Origin of the sequence: Flavobacterium lacus, from assembly GCF_003268815.1 — a bacterium.
Taxonomy (GTDB): Bacteria; Bacteroidota; Bacteroidia; order Flavobacteriales; family Flavobacteriaceae; genus Flavobacterium; species Flavobacterium lacus.
Window position 1 is genome coordinate 54,349 of record NZ_QLSV01000005.1, and the last position, 24,249, is coordinate 78,597.

The 24,249-nt window shown below is 33.9% G+C and carries 20 protein-coding genes; 15 read left to right on the forward strand and 5 right to left on the reverse strand.

The genetic code is table 11. The annotated features are described in order from the left end of the window. Nucleotides 1-30: 30 nt before the first annotated feature. The 3 genes from B0I10_RS06205 to B0I10_RS06215 all read left to right on the forward strand — a co-directional run bounded on the left by B0I10_RS06205 (nt 31) and on the right by B0I10_RS06215 (nt 4,264). Nucleotides 31-1,926 carry an acetate--CoA ligase gene (locus tag B0I10_RS06205; RefSeq protein WP_112085642.1) on the forward strand — a complete coding sequence of 632 codons (1,896 nt, stop codon included), beginning with the start codon at nt 31-33 and terminating at the stop codon, nt 1,924-1,926. A gap of 104 nt (nt 1,927-2,030) precedes the next feature. After that, nucleotides 2,031-3,938, forward strand: coding sequence for an acetate--CoA ligase (gene acs / locus B0I10_RS06210; RefSeq protein WP_112085643.1), 1,908 nt, complete (start codon nt 2,031-2,033; stop codon nt 3,936-3,938). Between the two features lie 71 nt (nt 3,939-4,009). Beyond that, nucleotides 4,010-4,264 (forward strand): hypothetical protein, encoded by a 255-nt coding sequence (locus B0I10_RS06215; RefSeq protein WP_146740318.1) that lies wholly within the window; start codon nt 4,010-4,012, stop codon nt 4,262-4,264. 17 nt (nt 4,265-4,281) lie between these two features. On the opposite strand, the gene B0I10_RS06220 is transcribed toward B0I10_RS06215, so the two are convergent. Further along, nucleotides 4,282-5,193 carry an SIMPL domain-containing protein gene (locus B0I10_RS06220; RefSeq protein ID WP_112085645.1) on the reverse strand — a complete coding sequence of 304 codons (912 nt, stop codon included), beginning with the start codon at nt 5,191-5,193 and terminating at the stop codon, nt 4,282-4,284. A 158-nt stretch (nt 5,194-5,351) separates the two neighbouring features. Between B0I10_RS06220 and B0I10_RS06225 the strand changes: the two genes are divergently transcribed. Genes B0I10_RS06225 through B0I10_RS06270 form a run of 10 tightly spaced genes read left to right on the forward strand, consistent with a single transcriptional unit; the run spans nt 5,352 to nt 12,985 of the window. Next, nucleotides 5,352-6,260 (forward strand): hypothetical protein, encoded by a 909-nt coding sequence (locus B0I10_RS06225; RefSeq protein WP_112085646.1) that lies wholly within the window; start codon nt 5,352-5,354, stop codon nt 6,258-6,260. Between the two features lies 1 nt (nt 6,261). Beyond that, entirely contained in the window at nt 6,262-6,801 is a 540-nt protein-coding gene (locus tag B0I10_RS06230) for a hypothetical protein (RefSeq protein WP_112085647.1), read from the forward strand. 53 nt (nt 6,802-6,854) lie between these two features. Then, nucleotides 6,855-7,976, forward strand: a complete 1,122-nt coding sequence (locus B0I10_RS06235) for an NAD(P)/FAD-dependent oxidoreductase (protein WP_112085648.1) — start codon at nt 6,855-6,857, stop codon at nt 7,974-7,976. Next, nucleotides 7,976-8,683: a methyltransferase domain-containing protein gene (locus tag B0I10_RS06240; RefSeq protein ID WP_112085826.1), complete on the forward strand. Its 708-nt coding sequence runs from the start codon at nt 7,976-7,978 to the stop codon at nt 8,681-8,683. The genes B0I10_RS06235 and B0I10_RS06240 overlap by 1 nt, the downstream gene beginning before the upstream one ends. A 9-nt stretch (nt 8,684-8,692) precedes the next feature. After that, entirely contained in the window at nt 8,693-9,745 is a 1,053-nt protein-coding gene (locus B0I10_RS06245) for a type III polyketide synthase (protein WP_112085649.1), read from the forward strand. Further along, nucleotides 9,739-10,518 carry an SDR family oxidoreductase gene (locus tag B0I10_RS06250; RefSeq protein WP_112085650.1) on the forward strand — a complete coding sequence of 260 codons (780 nt, stop codon included), beginning with the start codon at nt 9,739-9,741 and terminating at the stop codon, nt 10,516-10,518. Before B0I10_RS06245 ends, B0I10_RS06250 begins: the two co-directional genes overlap by 7 nt. A gap of 12 nt (nt 10,519-10,530) precedes the next feature. Further along, complete coding sequence (locus tag B0I10_RS06255; protein ID WP_112085651.1) at nt 10,531-10,959, forward strand: 3-hydroxyacyl-ACP dehydratase FabZ family protein; 429 nt, start codon at nt 10,531-10,533, stop codon at nt 10,957-10,959. Between the two features lies 1 nt (nt 10,960). Beyond that, a complete protein-coding gene (locus B0I10_RS06260) occupies nt 10,961-12,232 on the forward strand; it encodes a beta-ketoacyl-[acyl-carrier-protein] synthase family protein (protein WP_112085652.1) in 1,272 nt (423 codons plus the stop codon). 28 nt (nt 12,233-12,260) lie between these two features. Then, complete coding sequence (locus B0I10_RS06265; RefSeq protein ID WP_112085827.1) at nt 12,261-12,515, forward strand: acyl carrier protein; 255 nt, start codon at nt 12,261-12,263, stop codon at nt 12,513-12,515. Next, on the forward strand, nt 12,512-12,985 hold the full coding sequence (locus tag B0I10_RS06270) for a 4'-phosphopantetheinyl transferase family protein (protein WP_112085653.1): 474 nt from the start codon (nt 12,512-12,514) through the stop codon (nt 12,983-12,985). The genes B0I10_RS06265 and B0I10_RS06270 overlap by 4 nt, the downstream gene beginning before the upstream one ends. Here B0I10_RS06270 and B0I10_RS06275 read toward each other — a convergent pair. Beyond that, entirely contained in the window at nt 12,978-13,571 is a 594-nt protein-coding gene (locus tag B0I10_RS06275; RefSeq protein WP_245942956.1) for a 3'-5' exonuclease, read from the reverse strand. The two genes, B0I10_RS06270 and B0I10_RS06275, sit on opposite strands and share 8 nt — an antisense overlap. A gap of 27 nt (nt 13,572-13,598) precedes the next feature. Next, nucleotides 13,599-15,518: a DUF294 nucleotidyltransferase-like domain-containing protein gene (locus tag B0I10_RS06280; protein ID WP_112085655.1), complete on the reverse strand. Its 1,920-nt coding sequence runs from the start codon at nt 15,516-15,518 to the stop codon at nt 13,599-13,601. Nucleotides 15,519-15,612: 94 nt separating this feature from the next. Here B0I10_RS06280 and B0I10_RS06285 point away from each other — a divergent pair, with 94 nt between their 5' ends. Beyond that, nucleotides 15,613-16,215: a Pr6Pr family membrane protein gene (locus B0I10_RS06285; RefSeq protein WP_112085656.1), complete on the forward strand. Its 603-nt coding sequence runs from the start codon at nt 15,613-15,615 to the stop codon at nt 16,213-16,215. Between the two features lie 551 nt (nt 16,216-16,766). Next, nucleotides 16,767-18,413 (forward strand): DUF4832 domain-containing protein, encoded by a 1,647-nt coding sequence (locus B0I10_RS06290; RefSeq protein ID WP_112085657.1) that lies wholly within the window; start codon nt 16,767-16,769, stop codon nt 18,411-18,413. A 58-nt stretch (nt 18,414-18,471) separates the two neighbouring features. Here B0I10_RS06290 and B0I10_RS06295 read toward each other — a convergent pair whose 3' ends face one another. Next, entirely contained in the window at nt 18,472-22,302 is a 3,831-nt protein-coding gene (locus tag B0I10_RS06295) for a DUF2194 domain-containing protein (protein WP_181456906.1), read from the reverse strand. Nucleotides 22,303-22,397: 95 nt separating this feature from the next. Beyond that, entirely contained in the window at nt 22,398-24,149 is a 1,752-nt protein-coding gene (locus B0I10_RS06300; RefSeq protein WP_112085659.1) for a hypothetical protein, read from the reverse strand. Between the last annotated feature and the right edge of the window lie 100 nt (nt 24,150-24,249).

The window sequence follows — 24,249 nt, forward strand, 5'->3', positions numbered from 1 at the left end:
GATTTACAACAACAGTAACAACACACAAAAATGAATTATTTAGAAATTTATCAAAAAAGTCTTGACAATCCAGAAGTATTTTGGAAAGAACAAGCCGAACATATCCAATGGTTTCAAAAACCTGAAACCATTTTATCAACGGATCAAAATGATTATCCGCTTTGGTATGCTGATGGCGAATTAAATGCGTGCTATTTAGCGTTAGACAAACACATTGAAGACGGTTTTGGTGACCAAATTGCACTCATTTATGATTCTCCGGTTACGCAAACCGTCAAAAAATTCACCTATTCCGAAGTGAAAACTGAAGTAGCCAAATTAGCCGGTGGCTTACTTTCTTTAGGAGTTAAAAAAGGTGAAACCGCGGTGATTTATATGCCAATGATTCCGCAAGCAGCTTTTGCGATGTTGGCTTGTGCACGAATAGGAGTGACACATTCCGTAGTTTTTGGCGGATTTGCTCCGCACGAATTGGCAATCCGAATTGATGATTGCAAACCCCGAATCATTTTAACCGCTTCTTCCGGAATTGAAGTAGATCGATTAATAGCCTATAAACCTCTGGTGGATGAAGCGATTGAATTAGCCCATCACAAACCTAAAAAAGTAGTAGTTTTTAATCGAAAATTAGGTGCAAGAGTACCATTCAAAAAATACGATGTGGATTATGATGCCTTAGTATATGGCTCAGAAGAGGCCGATTGTGTGGTTGTGAATTCAACTCATCCGCTTTATGTTTTATACACATCCGGAACAACCGGAAAACCAAAAGGAATTGTCAGAGATACAGGAGGTTATGCTACGGCACTTAAATTTTCAATGCACAACATTTATGGCGTAAAACCCGGTGAAATTTTTTGGGCAGCTTCTGATGTGGGATGGGTGGTTGGCCATAGTTATATTGTTTATGGTCCGTTAATCAATAGAAACACAACTATTATCTTTGAAGGAAAACCAATTAAAACACCCGATGCTTCTACTTTTTGGCGTGTAATTGCCGAACATAAGGTGAATGTCATGTTCACCGCTCCAACCGCCATTCGTGCCATCAAAAAAGAAGATCCGGACGGATTATTTATCAAAGAGTATGATTTATCGAGTTTAAAAACCCAATTTTTAGCAGGAGAACGTTGTGATGTGGCTACGTTAGAATGGTATAATCAACACATTCCGGTTCCTGCTATTGATCATTGGTGGCAAACCGAATCAGGATGGCCAATGATTGCCAATATGATGGGAGTGGAGTTTCTACCAATTAAACCCGGTTCTGCCGGAAAAGCGGTATCAGGCTATGATATTCGTATTTTAAATGATAATGGAGAAGAAGTTGGTGCCAACGAAGAGGGTTTTGTTGTGATCAAACTACCTTTGCCGCCCGGAACCATGCTTGATTTATGGAAAGATAGTGAACGCTTTAAGTCAGGCTATTTAGAAAAATTTCCAGGCTATTATTTTTCCGGTGATGGTGGTTTTAAAGATGAGGAGGATTACATCTATATTACAGGTCGAGTGGATGACGTAATTAATGTAGCCGGCCATCGATTGTCAACTGCTGAAATGGAAGAAATTGTAGCTTCACATCCAGCTGTAGCAGAATGTGCGGTGATTGGGGTGAATGACGAGTTAAGAGGACAAATTCCATTAGCAATGGTCGTGCTAAAAACAGGAAATGAAACCGAACATTTTCAATTGGAATATGAAATTGTGCATTTAATTCGTAGCCAAATCGGTGCGGTAGCATGCTTGCGAAATGTATTAATTGTGCTCCGACTACCTAAAACACGTTCAGGAAAAATTCTCCGAAAATTATTACGAAACATTGTTGATAAAGTTGAATTTCACATTCCGTCTACTATTGATGACGAATTAATTATTGACGAAATAGTAGAAGTTATCGAAAAATATACCGTTTCAAAGCAAAAATAAAATCATAAATGCAATTTTATCTATATCTTTTTAGCAATTATACATTGGAATGAACGGTTAGAATTGTTATTTTTACATAAAATAAGACTAAAAACAGAAATATCATGAGTTACTATAAAATACACGATCTCGAAAATTATTTCAAAATGTATAAAAAATCGGTTCGCGAACCCAGAAAATTTTGGGACCGCATTGCCGATGAAAATTTCACTTGGTATCAAAAATGGGACAAAGTGTTTGAATTTGATATGCAAGAAGCAAAATTCAAATGGTTTGTGGATGCGAAAGTAAATATCACTAAAAATTGTATTGACCGCCATTTAGCCCGAAGAGGCGAAAAAACGGCGATTATTTTTGAACCCAACAATCCAAACGAAGAAGCTCAGCATATTTCCTATAATGAACTTTATTCAAGAGTAGCCAAAATGGCAAATGTATTGCGAGATCAAGGCATAAAAAAAGGGGATAGAGTTTGTATATATTTACCGATGATTCCAGAATTGGCTGTTTCTGTTTTGGCTTGTGCACGAATAGGCGCCATCCATTCAGTAGTTTTTGCAGGGTTTTCTGCTACAGCTGTTTCAACGAGAATAAATGATAGCGAATGTAAAATGGTAATTACATCCGACGGCGGATTTAGAGGAAACAAAACCATCGATTTAAAAGGAATTATTGACGAAGCCTTAGAAAAATCGCCATGTGTGGAAACTGTTTTAGTGGCTAAACGAACAAATGAAAAAGTGAACATGAAAGAAGGTCGTGATCGATGGTTACAACCACTACTAGATGAAGCAATTCCCAATAACGTTGCCGAAATCATGGATGCAGAAGATCCATTATTCATTCTTTACACTTCCGGTTCAACCGGAAAACCAAAAGGAATGTTGCACACCACAGCGGGTTATATGGTTTATACAGCCTACACCTTTAAAAATGTATTTAACTACGAAGAAAATGATGTGTATTGGTGTACAGCCGATATTGGTTGGATTACCGGACATTCTTATATTTTATACGGACCGTTATTAAACGGAGCAACAACCGTAATTTTTGAGGGTGTTCCATCTTATCCTGACTTTAGTCGTTTTTGGGAAGTGATTGAAAAACATAAAATCACTCAATTCTATACAGCTCCAACTGCCATTCGTGCGTTAGCCAAGGAAAGTATTGATTATGTGCAGCGTTTTCCATTAAAATCATTAAAAGTAATAGGTTCTGTTGGTGAGCCAATCAATGAAGAAGCATGGCACTGGTACAATGACCACGTAGGCGGAAAAAGATGTCCGTTAGTAGATACCTGGTGGCAGACCGAAACCGGGGGAATCATGATTTCGCCCATTCCGTTTGTAACGCCAACTAAACCAACGTATGCTTCTTTACCGTTGCCGGGAATTCAACCCGTTTTGATGGATGAATTGCGAAATGAAATTGAAGGTAATCAAGTCACCGGAAGTTTGTGTATCAAATTTCCTTGGCCGGCCATGGCCAGATCGATTTGGGGTGATCATGAGCGTTATAAAGAAACCTACTTTTCTGCTTTTCCGGGAAAATATTTCACCGGAGATGGTGCTTTGCGTGACGAAGTCGGTTATTACCGAATTACCGGTAGAGTAGATGATGTTATTATTGTTTCCGGACATAATTTAGGTACTGCACCAATTGAAGACTCCATCAACGAGCATCCGGCGGTTGCCGAAAGTGCCATTGTTGGTTTCCCTCACGATGTGAAAGGAAATGCTTTATATGGTTTTGTGATACTAAAAGAAAGCGGCGAAACACGGGATAAAGACAATTTACGTAAAGAAATCAATCAACAAATTTCTGATCAAATTGGACCAATTGCTAAATTAGATAAAATTCAGTTTGTTTCCGGATTACCAAAAACCAGAAGCGGAAAAATCATGCGTCGTATTTTGAGAAAAATTGCGGAAGGAGATTATTCTAATTTTGGTGATATTAGTACGTTATTAAATCCGGAAATTGTGGAGGAAATTAAGGAAGGGAAATTGTAAATTAATTATATTTGTTAAATTTTAAACCGCTTGACTTCAACGTTCAAGCGGTTTTTACTACTAGCAAAGTTATGAAAGAACAAGATTTAACCCAACTCACTGTTAACGAACTCAAAGCAAAACAGAAAACGCTTAAAACATCGTCTATATTAATCTTAATAGCAATGGCGATTATGCTAATTAGCGGCATATTTTTTATGCTAAAAATGAAAAGTCCGGTTTTTACAATTCTACCAGTGGCATTTTTGCCTCTTGTTATTGTGTTTTCCAAGCAATTAAAATCGATTAAAGAGGAATTACAAAAAAGAGAAAACTCTCCCAATTAAAGGAAAGTTTTTTTTGACTACTGCTTTTTCCTATACGTCATTGTAATTTCCATCACATATTGCATTCCAACCACGGGTGTGTTTGCATTTATGATTTTATCATAACCTTGGGGATTCAAACCATCATAATAGAATGTTTTACTTTTTCGCTCTTCTTGTCTAATCACGTGTTTATCGCTGTAACGTGAATTGTTTGAATAACTAAGCTCCGATGTTTCAAATGCTTGAAAATTTTTGTATTGCGAAGTAGGCGATAAGGCTACAAAGCTTATTTGAATCGTTGGTTCATCTTCGGAACCTTCCTCAATATGTTTACTCATTTGATTTTTTCTAATTTGAAGTAATTTATGAGCCTCTTCAAACATTTGTTCGTAGATTTTATCGGCGTTCAGGTTGACATAATCAACTTTAATAATGTTATGAATTTCAAAATCAGATGCTTTTTCAACTAAATCATCAAAAGAAACTCGATTGGAAAACCGAAGTATGACATTCTTTTTTATTTCAAAACCGGCATCCACCTGATTCAATTTTACTTGCGAACCTTGCGTTTCTGAAACGTAATCGTAAATTTTATTTTGAGTAATAAAATCTACATACATTTCATCTTCTTTGATGCCCAAATTTTTGGCAGCTGATTTAAAACCCTGAATTCGTTGATTAATTTTTGCATTGCATTCCTTCACCGATTTTGCTTCTTGAATTAAACCAAAGGTGACGATGTAGGCATCCGTTTTTACATTATTCAAAATCTTAATCCGGTAAACCGCTTCGTTTTTTGTTTGCGTAACACGCTGATTTTCAGTATTATTCAGTTGATAAACAGTAGAATTGTATTTTTCACCACTTCGATACAGTTCATTTGCACCGTGTTGCGCATTGCTAATTGATAAAGAAAAAACACCAAGTACTACGAAAATTGTTTTCATTTTTTTTGATTTAAAAGTTTATGATGCAATAGTAGTTTGCCATTCTTAAATTAGATTAGCAAAACCACTTTCAACTGATTGTAATTGGTTTTCTATACATTTACAGTAGTTTTACAGTACCGAATTAAAAGCGTATTTTTATTTTCGAATTCAATTTTATGATGAACGAACCACAATTATTTCAATTATTGAAAAACGAAGTGCTATTGAACTATCAAAAGCATTATCCTTATTTTCAAGGCAATTGGAAACAATTCAGTTCGCAAGACATTCAAAATTTAATTGATTTAATTGATGAAGAGCAAAAACAACGCATCAGCGAAAAGTGGATTTACACGCATTTAAAACCGGAAACCAATGAAAAATTACCACGAAAAGATATGTTGGATATTTTGTGTCAGTTTTGTGGTTTTTCAGGTTGGGATGAGTTTGTTTTTATAAATAGGAAAGAAGATTTACCACTTCAAAATAATAAAAAGAAGCAAAATTATTTTTGGATAATCGGAATAGGGTTGATGCTCATTCTTTTCATTTTCTATTGGACAAAAAAAATGAAGACGGATTCGAAAACCATTGAAATTCAAGATGAATTTACGCAAGAAAAAATTGCTGATGAAGATGTGAAAGTTTATCAAATTGATGATAACAAAAAAGTTCCTGTAAAAGTAGAAGACGGAAAAGCGACAATCGACTCCGTTTCACCGGAAACTAAAATCAGTGTAGAAAGTCCGTTTTACAAAAAAAGGGAAGTTGAAGTGGCTAAATCAAACACAGAAAATCAAATTCTTTTGATGCAACCTGACGATTATGCCTTGATGCTCAAAGCGTTTATGCAATCCGACATCAAAGATTGGCAAACCCGAAAAGAGCAATTACAAAAGATTTTGGCAGATGATTTAGAAGTTATCGTGATGTTGCCCAACAATTTGGGAGCCGAATACTATAATAAAAAAGAGTTTTCAGAAAAATTAGTCATTCCAACATCAACCATCAAGAAAATGCAGATTTTAGAAATTAAAAATAATTCAGAAGGCAAAATTCAATTCATTCGAATCAAACAGGAATAATATGAAAACAACATTTTTATTTATCGGATTTTTGTTTTTTCCCATTTTTGGATTCGCACAAGATGCCGGTTTTTCAAAGAAAAGTATGAAAGCAAGTTTTTCTTTGGAAACATTGCAAGCTTATCAGGAAAGTTCATTTTCTAAAGTGAATGATTTTTATGAATATGCTCAATTGCTCACAAATCCATCCATTTCAAACGAATTAAAAAAAGAAATTAAAACGGCTGTTCATTCACTTTTTAAGGAAAATGCTGTCTCTGTAATTAACTTTCTTTCTTCCGAAAAAGAAAAAATTACTCTAAATAAATTTTTAACTCTTTTAGAAAAAGAAAAAAATAGTCGATTTAAAATCCGAAAAGCCAATGAAAAAGTCCAATTTTTCAATGATTATTGGATCAATCATTATTATTTAGAGATAGAACGAAGTAAGCAAATCACTATCATCGAAATCAAACAAAGGGTTTATTTTTCTGAGAATTTAAAAACGTTTGGCGAAAATCAAAGAGAGGTTTGGAGTGTTTATTTGGGAGAGATGGAATGATAATTTAGAAAATTCTTGTTTAAACAGACTTTAAATTTGACTAAATTAGCCAAATGAACCCAATTCCCCAAATAGCTATCATCGGTGGTGGACTCGCCGGATTAACGGCAGCGATTCATTTGTGCAAAGCAGGAAAATTAGTTGTTCTATTTGAAAAAAATACTTATCCAAAACACAAAGTCTGTGGCGAATTTATTTCGAACGAAGTTTTGCCTTATTTCAATCTATTGGGTTTAAAAATTTCTGAGCTAAATCCAACTTCAATTGATAAAACAACGATCTCTATTTCATCCGGAAAATCAATTTCAGCTCATTTACCTTTGGGCGGATTTGGAATAAGTCGTTATCAATTAGATCATTATCTTTATGAAAAAGCAAAAGAATTTGGTTGTCTAATTATTCATCAACAAGTAAATGAAATTGAATTTTCGGAGGATTCATTTACCATCCAAACCGAAAATAACGAAACTTTCCAAGCCAAAGTCGTTTTAGGAGCTTTTGGAAAACGTTCCAATTTAGATGTCAAACTGCAGCGGAATTTCATTCAAAAAAAATCTCCTTGGTTAGGCGTAAAAGCACATTACAAGGGCGATTTTCCAAATGATTTAGTCGCATTGCACAATTTTGAAGGTGGTTATTGCGGTGTTTCAAAAGTGGAAGATGGCCTTATCAATATTTGTTATCTATCTAACTATGAATCTTTTAAAAAACACAAATCAATTTTAGATTTTCAACTCAACGTTTTAAACAAAAATCCAAAACTGAAAGCTATTTTTGAAAATTCAGAACTGCTTTTTGACAAACCATTAACCATCAGTCAGATTTCTTTTGAAACGAAAGAGCAAGTGGAAAATCATATTCTGATGCTGGGCGATACAGCCGGATTAATCCATCCACTTTGCGGAAACGGAATGGCGATGGCCATTCACAGTGCAAAAATTGCCAGCGGTTGCACAATTGATTTTCTAAATGGAAAAATAAATCGAAAAGAGTTGGAGGTGAATTACATTAATGAATGGAATTTCAATTTTAATTCTAGAATTAAAATAGGTAAACAACTCTCAAAACTGTTACTCAATCCTTTTTTGAGTAATCTGCTGATGAAATGGCTAATTATCTTCCCAAAATTACTACCTTACATCATTCAAAAAACACACGGAAAGCCAATTCAATAATGCTGATTCAAACTAAATTTCGCACTGAAGCCGAGGAAATCATGGATGATTTTGAACTTCAAGGTTCCGAACTGCTTGAAGCATTAGATAAAATTGCGGCAATCAATCAACTGCTTGGCGGAAATACGCTAACTTTACAAGGCGTTCAAAAATTGCTTCAAAACAATACTACAGATAAATTTGTTATCGTAGATGTTGGTTGTGGAAACGGCGATATGTTGCGAACACTAGCCAATTTTGCTAATCAAAATAAATTGAATTTTGAACTCATTGGTGTCGATGCCAATTCGTTTACTATTGATTATGCCAAAAAGTTATCCGTAAATTACCCCACAATCAGCTATCAGTGTGAAGATATTTTTGGTGAATCTTTTAGTGAATTAAAATATGATATTATACTGTGCACGTTGACATTACATCATTTTAAAAATAAACAAATAGATTATTTGATAAATTTATTTACAAATCAAAGTCGTCTAGGAATCGTCATCAACGATTTACACCGTTCTAAAATTGCTTATCGATTATTTCAATTGGTTTGCTTCGTTTTTAGATTGAATACTATGTCAAGAAATGACGGATTAATTTCTATTTTACGTGGATTTAAAAAAGAGGAATTAACCGAATTTTCAAAAAAAATTAATGCTTTAAAACAAACGATTCAATGGAAATGGGCGTTTCGCTACCAATGGATTATTTGGAAATAACAAAAAATTATGCCCGTTAAAATAAAAACTGTTGCCAAGCAACTGCCTCAATATTCTCGCGAAACAGCTGATATTATTCCGTTTTTGGATGTTTGGTTAGCCGGTCAAGATGATCGTTTTATCCGAAAAGTCAAAAAAATTTTTGAAGGAGCCAATGTGGACAAACGGTATTCTATTATGCATCCCGAAGAGGTTTTTTCACTTGCTTCTTTTGAAGAGCGAAATGCTATTTATTCCCGTGAAATGATTGTCTTGGGCGAACAAGTTTTAAAAAAAGCTTTACATCAAGCCAATTGGAAACCCGAAGAACTTGATTATATCATCACCGTGAGTTGCACCGGAATTATGATTCCGTCTCTTGATGCTTATTTGATTAACCGATTACATTTAAAACAAGATATTGTCCGACTTCCGGTAACGGAAATGGGTTGCGTTGGCGGGGTTTCCGGGATGATTTACGCTAAAAATTTTCTCAAAGAAAATCCAAATAAAAAAGCAGCCGTCATTGCTGTTGAAAGCCCAACCGCAACCTTTCAGTTGGATGATTTTTCGATGGCAAACATTGTCAGTGCTGCTATTTTTGGCGATGGAGCGGCTTGTGTTTTGTTGTCTTCTCATGAAGATGAAATTGGTCCGACCATTGTTGATGAGGCGATGTATCATTTTTATGATAAAGAAAACATGATGGGTTTTGAATTGACAAACAACGGATTGAAGATGGTTTTAGACATTGAAGTTCCGGAAACCATTGGCGAGCATTTTCCAGCTATAATTCATCCGTTCTTAGAAAAAAACGATATATCTATTGCTGACATCGACCATTTAATTTTTCATCCGGGGGGGAAAAAAATCGTACATTTAGTCGAAGATTTGTTTCTAGATTTAGGAAAAAACATCAATGAAACCAAAGAAGTTTTACGTTTATATGGTAATATGTCTAGTGCTACTGTATTGTATGTTTTAGAAGACATCATGAATAAAAATCCCTCGCAAGGCGAAAAAGGACTGATGTTAAGCTTCGGTCCCGGATTCACTGCACAACGAATTTTAGTAGAATGGTAAACGAATTTGAAAATACTTGGGCAATCATCCTTGGCGGAAGTTCCGGTTTAGGATTGGCTTCTGCTAAAAAGTTAGCCGAGAACGGAATGAATATTTGCATCATTCACAGAAATACTCGAATTGAATTACCTGAAATTGAACAAGAATTTGAGGAAATCAAGTCAAAAGGTGTTTCCTTCTTAAGTTTCAATTTGGATGCTTTGCAACCTGAAAAACGTCAAGAAATCATCAGTCAGATTAAATCAGAAATAGGTTCTGATAAAGTAAAATGCCTGATTCACAGCATCGCCAAAGGAAGTTTAAAAAGTATGACAGCTGAAAATTCCTTAACAAACGACGATTTTATATTAACCATTCATGCCATGGCAATTTCGCTACACGATTGGACAAAATCGATTTTTGACGCTGCGTTGTTTCATCAGGATGCAAGGATTATTTCGTTTACCAGTGAAGGAAGTTTAAAACCCATCCCAAATTATGGTGCCGTGAGTGCTGCCAAAGCAACATTAGAGGCGATTTCAAGACAAATTGCCGCTGAATTTGCGTCATTTGGCATCAAAAGTAATTGTATTCAGGCGGGTGTGACTGATACCAAATCGCTTCAATTGATTCCGAATAGTGAAAAAATTAAAGAAATTGCTATCAAACGAAATCCATTTAAACGCTTAACAACACCAGAAGATGTGGCCAATGTGGTTTATTTACTTTGTAAAGATGAAGCCAAATGGATTAACGGAACTATTATTAAAGTTGATGGTGGTGAAAGCCTTTAAAACCAAATTGCAATGAAAGAAACCGATTTAATTTTAAGTAAACTTCCTTATCAAAAACCGTTTCTTTTTGTGGATGAATTGCTTCAAATTGATGAAGATGGAGTAACAGGAACCTTTACATTTGATGAAAAGTTAGAATTTTATACAGGTCATTTTAAAGATAATCCAATTACGCCGGGTGTAATTTTAATCGAAACGATGGCTCAAATTGGCTTGGTTTGTTTGGGAATTTACCTGACATTCGATGAAAATTTTTCCAAAATTGCCTTTTCATCATCCGAAGTAGAATTTTTAAAACCGGTTTATCCAAACGAAAAAGTCACTGTAATTTCGGAAAAAGTCTATTTCCGTTTTGGAAAATTAAAATGTAAGGTTCGAATGTTGAATAGTCAAAATGAAGAAGTTTGTAATGGAACACTATCCGGAATAATTATAAAATAAAATGAAAAAACGCGTCGTCATCACCGGATTAGGAATTGTTGCACCCAATGGGGTTGGTATTGACAATTTTACAAACGCAATTAAAAATGGAATTTCCGGTATTACTCACGATGCAGAATTAGAACGACTACAATTTTCCTGTCAAATTGCCGGAAAACCAACTATTACCGAAGCAATCAAGCAACAGTATTTTACTGAGTTAGAACTCAGAAACTTCAATTCAACCGGAATTTTATATGGCGTTATTGCCGGAATGGAAGCTTGGAAAGATGCCGGTTTGCCTTTTGAAATCAATGAAAATCCAGATTGGGATAGCGGAACCATCTTTGGTTCAGGCACTTCAGGAATTGAAAAATTCAGAGAAAGCATTTATAAAATCGATGATTTTCAAACCCGACGATTAGGCAGTACGGTTGTGGCACAAACGATGAACAGTGGCGTGAGTGCGTATTTAGGAGGTAAATTAGGTCTAGGCAATCAAGTCTCAACCAATTCATCGGCTTGCATTACGGGAACAGAAAGTATTTTGATGGGTTACGACCGAATTATTTCCGGTCAAGCTAAACGAATGTTGGTGGGTAGCACCAGCGATAGCGGTCCGTATATTTGGGCAGGGTTTGATGCGATGAAAGTCTGTACCTTTAAACACAATCATTCGCCGGAAAAAGGGTCACGGCCAATGAGTGCATCAGCATCGGGATTTGTGCCGGGAAGCGGGGCTGGAGCCATGATTCTAGAAGAATTAGAGTCGGCTTTAGCCAGAAAAGCGACCATTTATGCAGAAGTGTTAGGCGGAAATAGCAACTCAGGCGGACAAAGAGGCGAAGGAACAATGACAGCTCCTAATTCGGTTGCAGTGCAAAAATGCATTCAAGACAGTTTGAAATTTACCGGACTACAATCAAATGAAATTGATTTGATTAATGGTCATTTGACAGCTACATCAAAAGATAGTTTAGAGATAATTAACTGGAGTGCAGCTTTAGGTTTAAGCAATGAAAAATTTCCTTATATCAATTCATTAAAATCATTGGTTGGACATTGTCTTTCTGCTTCCGGAAGTGTAGAAAGTGTGGCGGCTGTTTTGCAACTTAAGCACGGATTTATTGCACCAAATATCAATTGCGAAGATCTTCATCCTGAAATTAGTGCAACAATTGATTCTTCAAAAATCCCAAAAAAGTTAATTCACAAGGAATTAAATATTGTGATCAAAGCCAGTTTTGGATTTGGCGATGTAAATGCCTGTGTTGTTTTCAAAAAGTTCAAATAGGATGCTTATCTTAGTAAAAAAAATTACAATGAACAAATTAGAAATTATTGATCAACTAAAAACAGTTGTGAAACCTTATATTAAAAATCAAGAAGCTTTTGACAATCTGTCTGAAACTACTGATTTCATTAACGATTTAAAGATAAACTCAGCCAATTTAGTTGATGTTATTTTGGATATTGAAGAGGTTTTTGACATTGTGATAGACAATGCATCGATGGAGAAAATGCTCGATGTGAAATCGACTTTAGCCATCATCGAAACCAAATTAGCCGAAAAATGATTGGAAATGATGTCATTGATTTAGCATTAGCTCAAAAAGAGAGTAATTGGCGGCGCAAAGGCTATTTGGATAAAATTTTTACTTCAAACGAACAAAATTTTATTTTTTCTTCTGAAAATCAAACAATTATGGTTTGGACTTTATGGAGTAGGAAGGAAGCAGTGTACAAAATCATTCGGCAGCAAAATGGGCTTAGAGGCTTTTATCCTTTAAAAATTGAAAATTGCGACTTTGAAAACGGAATTGTTTGTTTTGAAGACGACGTTTTTTACGCAAAAACATCAATAATAGGCGAATGTATTCATACAATTGCATCTCAAAATCATTTGCATAATCAAATTATTGAAATTTCATCATCAGTTCAGCTATTTAAAAAAAATGAGATTCCTTACATCCTTGAGAATGGGAAGAAAGTTTGTATTTCAAAAAGTTACCACGGAAGGTATGAAAAAGTGATAAGAACTATTTAATAGCTAACCTTTTCTTCAACTTCAAAAAAACCAAAGCCGTAATAAAAGCATCGCCGGAAGCCGTGTGACGGTCACTTTTTTCTACTTTTAGGATTTTACAAAGTTCGTCTAAGCTAGAATGTTGATCTTCCTGTAAACCTTTAAATTTTTGATACATAGCATCCGTATCCATGCTGTCATTTTTGAGTTTTCCAACGTTTAATCGTTTGAGCGCTTGGTTAATCATTTCAATATCAAAATTCACGTTATGACCGACTAAGGTAGCATTTTTGATGAATTCTAAAAACCGAATGATGGCTTCTGCTTCTACAATTTTTTCTTCTTTTCCTTCTTTTAAAATTCCATGAATAAATGCAACTTCCGGTTTATAAAGTTCTTGTTTTAAAAAAAGTTCCAATGAATCATTCACCAATACTGAACTATCTATAACAGCCACTGCACCAATAGATAAAATCACATCTTTGCGATGATCTAATCCGGTCGTTTCACAATCAAAAACCACATATCGTTTTTGGTCGGAGACATTGGGTTTGTTTTCGAAAGTTTCGAGGTAATTCTCCCAAAATTTCGGATAATCTTTGCTCACTTTTTTTAACCAATCAAATACCATAACTTAAGTAAAATAAGTGAGTTGAAAACGATTTTTAATAGCATCTTGAATATCGCGAATAGGTTGAAAAGCGTTTTTAAGCTTTACTTTATCTGATTTCGATAACTCATTTAAATTCAAATACCTACCGCTATTACTGTTTAATAAACCCTCTTCGGTTCTAAAGAGCGAAAGCGTTGAAAAAGCGTCTGCACAACTTTCAAATAAGTCAACGTTTTGAGGTTCTAATTCGGCTAATTTTTTATAACGTAGGTATGTATTATTAATCCCTTTTATGTCTTGGCTTAAAACCAACAAACGAGCGGCATCTACCAATGGCATAATTGCCCTACTTTTTATATCGAAGGTATCTTTGTGTTCACCATCGTCTTCCACCAAAAACTGACGAAAAAAGCCTAATGGAGGTGGGTTTTTCAATGCATCCGTGCCTAAATACGCGAAAAATAATTGGTTATTATGTATGTTGGCAAAGATGTTTTCTGTAATCATATCAACTAATTTTTCATCGCCTACAATAAAATCATAATCAAAGAAAATGGAACACATTAAAATTCCTTTTTCGCCGGGTTTGTTAATCCACGAATTATATTGTTTATTCCAATCTGTAACCGATTTGCACCACATTGGATTGCTGGCCATCATTTCTGCCGGACAAAATTCATAACCCACTTTGTTGAGCGTTTTGGTAACTTTCTCGGCTAGTTCAAGGAAGTATTTTTTCACCTCGTCGTAGCGTTCTTCGTCCACATCTTCAAAAACTAATGCATTATCTTGGTCAGTCATCAACAATTGTTCTTTTCGACCTTGACTACCAATATTCATCCAAGCAAATCGAGTAGGGGGTTGCTGCTCCATTTTTTCAATAGCTAATTCTACAGCCCTTTTTGTAATGGCGATATTTATCTCACCAACGATACTTGAAATATGTTGAATAGGAATATTTTTATCTATCGAATTCTGAATCAAATCATTCAGTTTCTCCCGAACGGCTTTTAACTCTTTAGAGCGAGTTGCCCGTTTGGTTTGTTTAAGCAAAACACCGGGATTATTGGCTTGTGCTAACACAACATCATGTTCAGAAATGATACCCATAATTTTGGATTTATTCGTTCCGTCAACCGTAACACATAGATGGCCGACGTTATGTTTGAGCATCATCATTTGGGTTTCGGCGATTGAGATGTTTTCTGCTACCGTAATAACGGGAGAGGACATGATTTGATCTACCATAATATCAATAGGAAAGAGGCCTGTGGCAATTTTTGAACGCAAATCTTTGTCGGTTACAATTCCAACCGGAAGATTATTGTCTTGAATAATTACACTGCCTATCTTACTATTTGTCATGGTTTTAGCCACTAATTTCACACTGTCTTTTCTGGAAGCAGTAATTGGATTTTTGGTATAGGAAATGGGTTGAAAATATTGAATTTCAGAATTTTGATCGGTATAGATTACGTTTTCAGAAATCAATTTTCCTTTGTTTTCTTTATCATAAGGATTTCGCGTATTGGACGCAAAACTTTCTAGCAAAAAGTTTAAAACATCCGCATTTTGGCTCACATATGGTTTAAAAACATCAATTGGAATGGCGTATAAAAGACTTTCTTCGCGGGCTTTGGCGGTCATTAAATAATTATCTTTGGCAAAAAATGGACGAAGACCCAGAATATCGCCTTCATCACATTTATCAATTAAAGCTTCTTCTGCGTCGGATGTAACGGAAAGTCCGATAGCACCTTCCTTAACCACATAAAAAAAAGGATGCGTTTTATCACCAATTTTGAATAAAATATGATTTTTTTCAACATGAACGACTTGAATTTCTTTTGAAATTCCGACCAATTCAGCGTAGGTAAGACTAAAAAAAGGAGGAAAATTTTTCAGGAAATCAGCTATTCGTTCAGCAATTGAGTTTTTCATACCATCATTAATTACAGTTATAAAGTTACATAAATTCTAAGCGTAGATTCAAATTTACAAACAGATTTATTAACTTTATCAAAAATAGAATAGTATGCAAAATAAAAAATTTATTTTGATTTTAGGATTCCTGTTAGGATGGTTTTCATTGATTACTCAATTCATAATCATGATTCAAAATAGAGAAGATGGTGTCTTTGATACTATTGTTCGATTTTTTACTTTTTTTACGATATTGTCAAATATTTTAGTGTTGATGTGTTTTACATCAAACTTATTTAATTCTTCTTCCTTTTTTAAATCGTATAAAGTACACACAGCCATTGCGGTTTACATTAGTATTGTAGCCATAATCTATAATATTATTTTACGTTTTATTTGGGATCCAACCGGTTTGCAGCGAATTGTTGATGAATTGTTACATGTTGTAAATCCGATACTATTTGTACTGTATTGGTTTATGGCTAAAAACAAAATTTCTATCTCGTATAAATTCATTTTTAAAATTTTAATTTTTCCGATACTCTATTTAATTACAGTTTTATTGATTGGAAATTATTCAAATCACTATCCATATCCGTTTTTGGATATAAATGCAATAGGTTGTACGCGTGTAGTAATAAACAGTATGGGAATAGCGTTGGCATTTCTTCTTGTGTCATTACTAGTTGTATTTATCAGTAATAGAAGGATTTGAGGTCCTTTTACAAAATACTCTATTTTACATAATATAAATTATAGTTTAAAATATACTATTAATTTTTATTACTACCTGTCTATTATTAAAACAAAATTGAATACTAAATAACTCATTTTTAAACCTGACATCTACCTCAAAAAAGTGTTCAAATTTTAGGACGAAAATAGTTAGTGCTTGCAGTAATAAAAGTACAAAAAATGACTAAAAAATTATTCAAATTTTCAAAACAAGAAAAAATCAAATCTTCAACGTAATCATTTTCTTAAATCGTTGATAACTAGAGCTTCATAATTCTCACAAATTTTGAAAAAAGTGATTCAAAACTTACATAAAATTTTAATTATTTATCATCTTAATCTTATATAATTTCACAAAACATGCATTTTATCGATTTTTAAGGTTTTTTATTAACGTATTTCATCGGTAAAAAAGCACATTTCATCTATATTTGAACTCATAATACAATGAGCCACAACATTGTATTATACTAATAAAACTAAAACGTTTAATCCGCTAACCCAAATTTAGCACAAAACTAACCTACTACTATGAGAAAAGTTTTTACCTTTTTTGGTGCCCTTCTGTTTATTTACGGCGGTGCACAGACAACGACAGTAACCTATACTGCTTCGAGTGCGAACTTTCCGAATCCTGAACGTGGATTTTATAAGTACAGTGACACACAGTCTTCCTCTACGAATGGTTATAATCTTTTGAATCAATCTTCATTGACAAACTTTCGTGTAAATCAAAACATTACATTGGTTTTTCGGTATTTTTATTTAAATGATTATGTCAATACTCCCATTCCACAATCTTATTTAGATAATATGCAAACGGATTTTAATCGCATTCGAAATGCCGGATTAAAAAGTGTGATTCGTTTTGCCTATTCAGACGATTATGGCGATGGTGTTGTTTTAGATGCAACAAAAGCCAGAATGCTGGAACATATTAATCAAATCAGACCGTTATTGATTGCTAATGCAGACGTTATAGCAGTGATGCAAGCCGGATTTATTGGAGCTTGGGGTGAATGGTATTATACTGATCAAGCAGAATTTGGTGGTTGGGGTTATAATCAAACCAGTTTAACATCGGCCAATTATGCTCACAGAAAAAATATCACGGATGCCATTTTAAGTGCTTTACCAAACACAAGAGCAGTTCAAATTCGTTATCCGAAAATGAAACAACAAATGTATAATACACCTACTCCTCTCCCACCAAGTCAAGCATTTTCAAATTCAAGTTTGGCCAGAATTGGTCATCATAATGATTGCTTTTTATCCAGTAATACTGATGTAGGGACCTATTCAAATGTAAATACAGAATATCCTTATTTGGATCAAGAAACGCAATTTGTTCCTATGGGAGGAGAAACATGTGCCGTATTTGAGTCGAGAACAAATTGTGAAACCGCTCAATTTGAAATGGCTAAATTCCATTGGTCCTACCTTAATTTAGATTATCATCCAAGTGTCATTAACGGTTGGCAAACAGGCGATTGTTACCAAGAAATTCAAAAAAATCTTGGGTATCGTTTTCAACTAACCAGTGCTGTTTTGCCTCAAAGTATTGCATTGAATAATCAATTATCTGTTACGTTAAATATAAATAACGTAGGATATGCTGCCCCTTTTAATGAGCGATATGCCTATATTGTTTTAAAAAACACAGCAACTAATGAAGTTTTCCCAATTATGTTGGATTCTGACCCAAGAAGTTGGCAAGGTGAAGTTACTATTTCAGAAAATCTGACTTTGCCTGAAGGAATTATTCCGGGTGATTATGATCTGTTTTTGCATTTACCAGATGCCTATGCTTCGTTAGCAAACAGACCGGAGTATGCCATTCGATTTGCAAATACTAATATGTGGGAATCTTCAACGGGCTACAACCGCCTGGACCATAAAATAGAAATCACTCAAACTCTTGGTATTGCTGACAATAATCGTTTAAAAGTAGTGTTACATCCTGTACCAGCTGATAGCGAATTAACTGTAGAAATGGATGCTGCTTCTGAATATAATTTTCAAATCTACAATTCGTTAGGTCAACAAATAAAATTAAATGCAACTCATAACGGAAATAAAGTAAGTTTTGATACGCAAGTTCTATCCAATGGAGTTTATATCATTCAGTTTAATAATGGGGAAATCAATGATTCCCGACGATTTATTGTAAAACACTAAAATAAAATTCATGTTTTTTATAAATGATGAAGTACAGAAAATGTACTTCATCATTTTTTTATCTAGTCCGATTCTTTTCTTTAAAACTATGTTTTAAACCAAATTGTATGGAATTAGAATAGAATTTTTCTTGATTAAACACTTCAAAACCAGCGACTAAAGCAGTATAATTAAATAATCGATAGGAAACCGTTCCTGAAAATCGTTGAAAAACCTCTGCATAGTCATCAAAAAAGTAAGCAGCTTCTAGCTTTGCTTTAAAATCATTTGCCTCCAAACCATAGTTAAAACTTAGTCCTCCTCCACCGAATAAGCGGCCGTCTAGCATCCAATACGGATAGCCATCACTTAAATCGGCTGAACCAGTTTGAATGGAATATTCTAAAAACGGTATAAATTTTGATTTTTTAGGTTCTCCATCATCCCATCCAACCCGAAGCGTTGCAGAGATATCAATATTATTATCGGTTACAAAATCGGTGTTATCCTTACTTTTTGTGTAATAATTCGATTCAATTCCCAATGTAGCGTTAATTTTCTTCATAAAGTAAACACTTTGGTACAGAACCGATTGAACATGGTAAATTTCTTTAGCATGTCCGGGAGCGGTTTGAACCGGAAATACATTTACTTGTGCCGAGCTGAAGTTTTTCTTGAATGTTTTGTTTACACCTGCTCCAAACTGAAAATAGGTGTTTTCAAAATTATCCATTTCAAACCTTATTCTAGACCAATATTGATATTTTTCGTATGAAAAAGGGTTTTTATATTGGTATTCTACCCCATAAACTCTGGTAAATATATTATCATCCGAAATTATCAATTGTTCATTTTCATTTCTATTTGCGGGGCGTGGAAAAATTATAATTGTATCAACAGTAGAACGAATTAATGGGAAAAATTCAGAGTACGTCGCAGCAAATCGATGAAGGTTCTTTTTTGTATCATAAAAATTATAGGAATGTCTTGTTGTTAACAAAGCCATTCGGTCACGATTGGTTTGAATTTCATTTTCAGATTCTATGAAATTACCATATTTTAATCGGTTGGTTTTGGTAACAGCCAATCTAACATTGTCAAAAAACAATGCTTGATAATTGGCTAATAAATCTTGTTGTAAAAACTCATCTTGATAAACAACATCAGCATTTAATGATTTTCTGAGTGATTCTTTTTCTTTTGATTCAGGAAGTTCACTGGCAAGAATCCATGCTTCTTTAAACTTACCCATATCATGGTAGTAATTTGCCATCAACGCTTTTGTTTTATAATCGTGTAGATTATTTTCAATATAATTTTTATATTCATTAACAAGACTTTCATATTGTTTCAACTGAAAAAGCCATTCCATTTTGTTGGCAATATCAATTTCATTACTATAAAACGACCAATCATAGGCTTTTTGATAATTTTTTTCATTAGCATAAAGCCAAGTAATATTAGTTGCCAATTCACGATACTCCTCGGACGGGTCAATTTTTTCTAATTCTACTAAAGCTGCTTGTGGTTCATACCATAATAAATGTTGCAAATAATTAAAAAAACTTTGTTTGCCGGTATCAACACTTAAAAGTGCAATTAACGCTTGTTTTATTTTTTCTTTATTTTCGGGTGTGTTAAAATTGGCTACATAATTGTTTAATAAATCCTTGTCCCTTGGGTTCACCAACAATTGAGCGTTTATCCATTTTTCCATTACTAAATCATTTGGATAGCCAATCAGCTTTTCTAACTCCACCGAATACATTACATTTTCAATAGTGGGATATTTAGCACAGTGTTGCTCAAGCATTTTCCATACCTCGTCTCCTTTATTATCCCAAGACATATATTCAGCATATTGATTCCAAGTTGGGTAATCAATTATTGATTCTGAGAGCATTCGTTGTTTTAATGCCGCTTTTTCTAACCGAATTTGCTCTTCATAATTTTGATTATTTTCTTCACCTTTTTCAAATTCTCTTACTTTAGAGGCATACGCATAATAATCATTTTTAACTTTACTGTAGATAAAGTCTAATTCTTTGTCTTTATATTCGCGGTAATCTTTGATGTTAATGATAGGTTCATTGGTGTAAACAGAGTACAAATAACCATTTAAGTACTTTGTTTTAGAATAGATTACCGCAATTGATTTTAACTGAAGTTCAATGTTTTCGGAATTTTCATCAGAACCGTATAAAAACCAATATTGGCTGTTTGAGAGCGAATTTTCCGGGTTTAATTCTTCTACAATGTATTTCCCATCATACGTTTTGTGGTTAAATTTTGAGGCTCTCCAATCCAATGCAATAAAACCACCTTCGCCTGCATTTAAAAAACGAGATTGAGGAAAAGCCATTGTAAACTCTTTTAGGTATTTATCAAATTGGTTGAATAAACCTCCCGGTTTTCCATTTGTTTTTTTCCAGCCTAATCCTTTTGCATTTCGCAATTCAAAATCACCGGCACTTTTATTAAATGGACTCGGAATTTGATACACATCATCAGGATGAACAAAATGATTCCAAATTCCGGTATACAAGTACAGCGATTGAATGTTGTATTTTGAATTATTATCAATTTCAAAACCGCTGGAAATTCTGGGATAATCAAACATCCCGTGGTGATAGGGATCAAAATCAAATTCACGATTTCCTCCATCATACGTTTCTCCCAAATACAAACTGCACATAAAACTAATGGAAGGTAGACCTTCTTTGAGCCTTTTTAACCCCATTTGATCAATATAATTGGATGGTGGAACATACGAAATAGGTAAATCACCGAAGTTACTTACTTTCCATTTTTTTTGAACACCTTCTAATGCTGTCACAATGAATTCCGGTTTTTTCCAATCTCGTTTAATAAGAGAAACGTGATTATAACCATGAAATCCTAACTCATGTCCGGTTTTAATACAATCCCTCATTAGCCAACTACTAACGGGTTCTACTTTACCATCATTGGAAACTTTTTTAGCATCCCATTGACTAAAAAGAAATGGGGGTTCTGTTTTTACATTATAATCAAAAGCCGGAATTGCGGTGTAGCTCATTTGGTATTTTTTAGCTAAATCCTTCATGTCTGGCCACCAAACTTTTCTAACGAAATCAGAGATAGAAAGATTCATTTCTGATTTAATAGGTTCCATTTTTGTATCATACAAAGGTGAAGGAAAGTCGTCCAAAAAAATAGTGCTAGTGTTTGCGATTGGGTACGGAATGCCTTCTAAACCTATCATAACTCCTGAAAACAGTAATCCTCTATCCATTTTTTCAAATTCAAAGGTAGAATTCAAATTGATGACCCTCCCCTTTCCAATTTTATTTTCCAAAATGGTGGGAAATGATGCGTTATTAATCGCCGTGGCATGAACTTTTATTTTTGACATATCAAAATTTTCACCGCTCATTCCAAAATGAATGATTGATTCTCGGGAAGAAGTTCCTGCTAAAGTTGGTAAAAAGTTTTCTTTGAAATTAATTCCAAACGAAGTTACATCGGTTAAATAATCTGAATTTATTTTCATTCCAATCATAAAACCAAAACGTTTATCATCGCAGGCAAATGGTAGATAAAGTGTTCCACCATCTGAAACGAATTTTAAAATTTTAGCCACCGATTCATCCGTTAGCTTTTTTGTTTCTAATACACACAAAACACGGGTTGAAGGAGCAATTTCTAAATTTGCATTCCAAGCCTTAATGTTGATGTTCTTAAATGGAATTTTAGTATAATTGGAGACCTTTTTGAGGTGATTACTGTATTTCACGCTCATCGGGTTTTCAAAATCTACAATGTATTCAACCAAAGGAGGAAGATTCAAGTCGGTGTCTGAGTAGTGTTTTAATACACCGTTTTTTCCGGCTTGATCCTTAGAAAATAAATCAATATTATCTGGATTCATTATTGCATCAAAGTCGGCACAGCTTGAAAAAATCAACACAATTGCCAGCAGGCAGTGTATCAATATTCTATTTAGGATAGCACGGTTTTTCATACTTAATAGATTAGGTCATCAATCTTACTTGATTTGGGTTCGTTTACAATTTCGTACACGTTAACGTAAGGGCTTTCATAATACAAAGAGACTGTTCTTCCTCTTTTTTCAAGTGTGTTGATGTGTTCTTTTAAAAGGGGTTCTAATTGATTTTGATCAGCAAAATGATTTTCGGTTTCCGTATTGTCATGATATACAAAAACTAAAACGCTTTTGGGAATTACATATTGAGGATTTTCAACAAAGAATTTGGGTTTCTTTCTATTGTGATGATAAATTGAATCACTTTCTAAGTAACTGAATAAAAAATCTTCGTAGTTAATAAAGAAATGTTTATTAATACTCATCGTTTGAGCAATATTGTCATTTACAACAGCATAACTATGAGGGAAAAATTCATGTAGGATTTTATCATAAGCATCTAAAACCATTCGAGGTGTTTTGTCTGAGGTCTTTATATCGCTTAATGGCTTTATTTGGGAGTAAATTATTCCGCCAAAGGCTAACAATGAAACGGCCACAGCAATTGGCATTTTGAAGCGAATCACTTTTTTATAGAGCGGAAATAGTATTCGTAACAAAACAGCAGTTGTAATTCCGAAACAAATTGGAATAAAAACTGAAAGTGCTAACCGCAACAAATCGGAATCAATCCACTCCACTTTTAGAAAACTTAGTGTAACTAAAAGATTAAAATAAAGCATAAAAACTAGCGATGGTCTCCATTGTTCTTTTTTAAACCAAATTAAAAAAGGTAAAATGACAATACTGAATAATGAACCATATTGATAGTACTTCAGTAATTCATCAAACGGAATAATCAAATTTGGCATATAGGTAAATGAAGTGACCGAAATCAAACTTGATTGCAAGAATATTAAAAAATCATTTTGATAAAATTCACAGATGAAGTAGTAGGTTACCAAAACAGAAGCTGTGCCTGTTAGATAAGCAGCAAGAGCAATCCACTTATAAGAAAGAAAGTTTTTATTTACAAACACTAATGCAATTACAAAAAATGGAGGAATTAAAATTAATAAGGTAAACAAATCGATTAATCCAATGGAAAAAAAACAGATTACTAAACTGCTAAAGAAATTGGTCTTTTTAAAATTAATTACATCTGGTTTCAAAATATAAACCATACAAGGAATAGCAAAGGTTAACGCCATTAAAACCGGTTCGTTTTGGAGTAAATAATGAATTTCAATTGGTGAAAAGGTATACAAAAAAACATAGGTAAGAAAAGCAATCATCGGAGCTAAAATTCGGGACGGCGTGATTTTACGTATTGTCCAAAACACAATAAGACTCAATAATATATCTTCTAATATTGCTAAACTTTGCAAACCAACCTCGGGACTCACGTCAACTAGTTTAGAATATAAATTGCTAATTGCGAGTTCACCTTCTACAGAAACGGTGCCATTGAACCAAATGTCTTCATCAAAAAGCAGTACTTCATTCAAATTGGCTATCCATAAATCAGAAAGTAGGTAGGTGTCGTAACTGTAAAAGAAATACCTACCAACAAAAGCTGACACAATTAAAACTAATGTTGCATAAAAAATAAAGACTCTATCGTCTATTAACTTTTTAGGTTTTTCTAATTGAACGAGATCTCGTAGTGGTTTTTTGTTTTCATTATCTTTTAAAAATTCAAAAAAACGAATCTTTGATATTTCTTTGAAAAAGCGTACGGGGTTTTTAAAATTTTTAATTCCAATCACATCAACTACTATGATAAATAACATGATTAAAACATAATTAATTAAGCTGTAAACACTACATTGAATCAGTACAAAAATGATGACTAACGATAAGCTACCGTATTTAAACCACTCATTAACAATA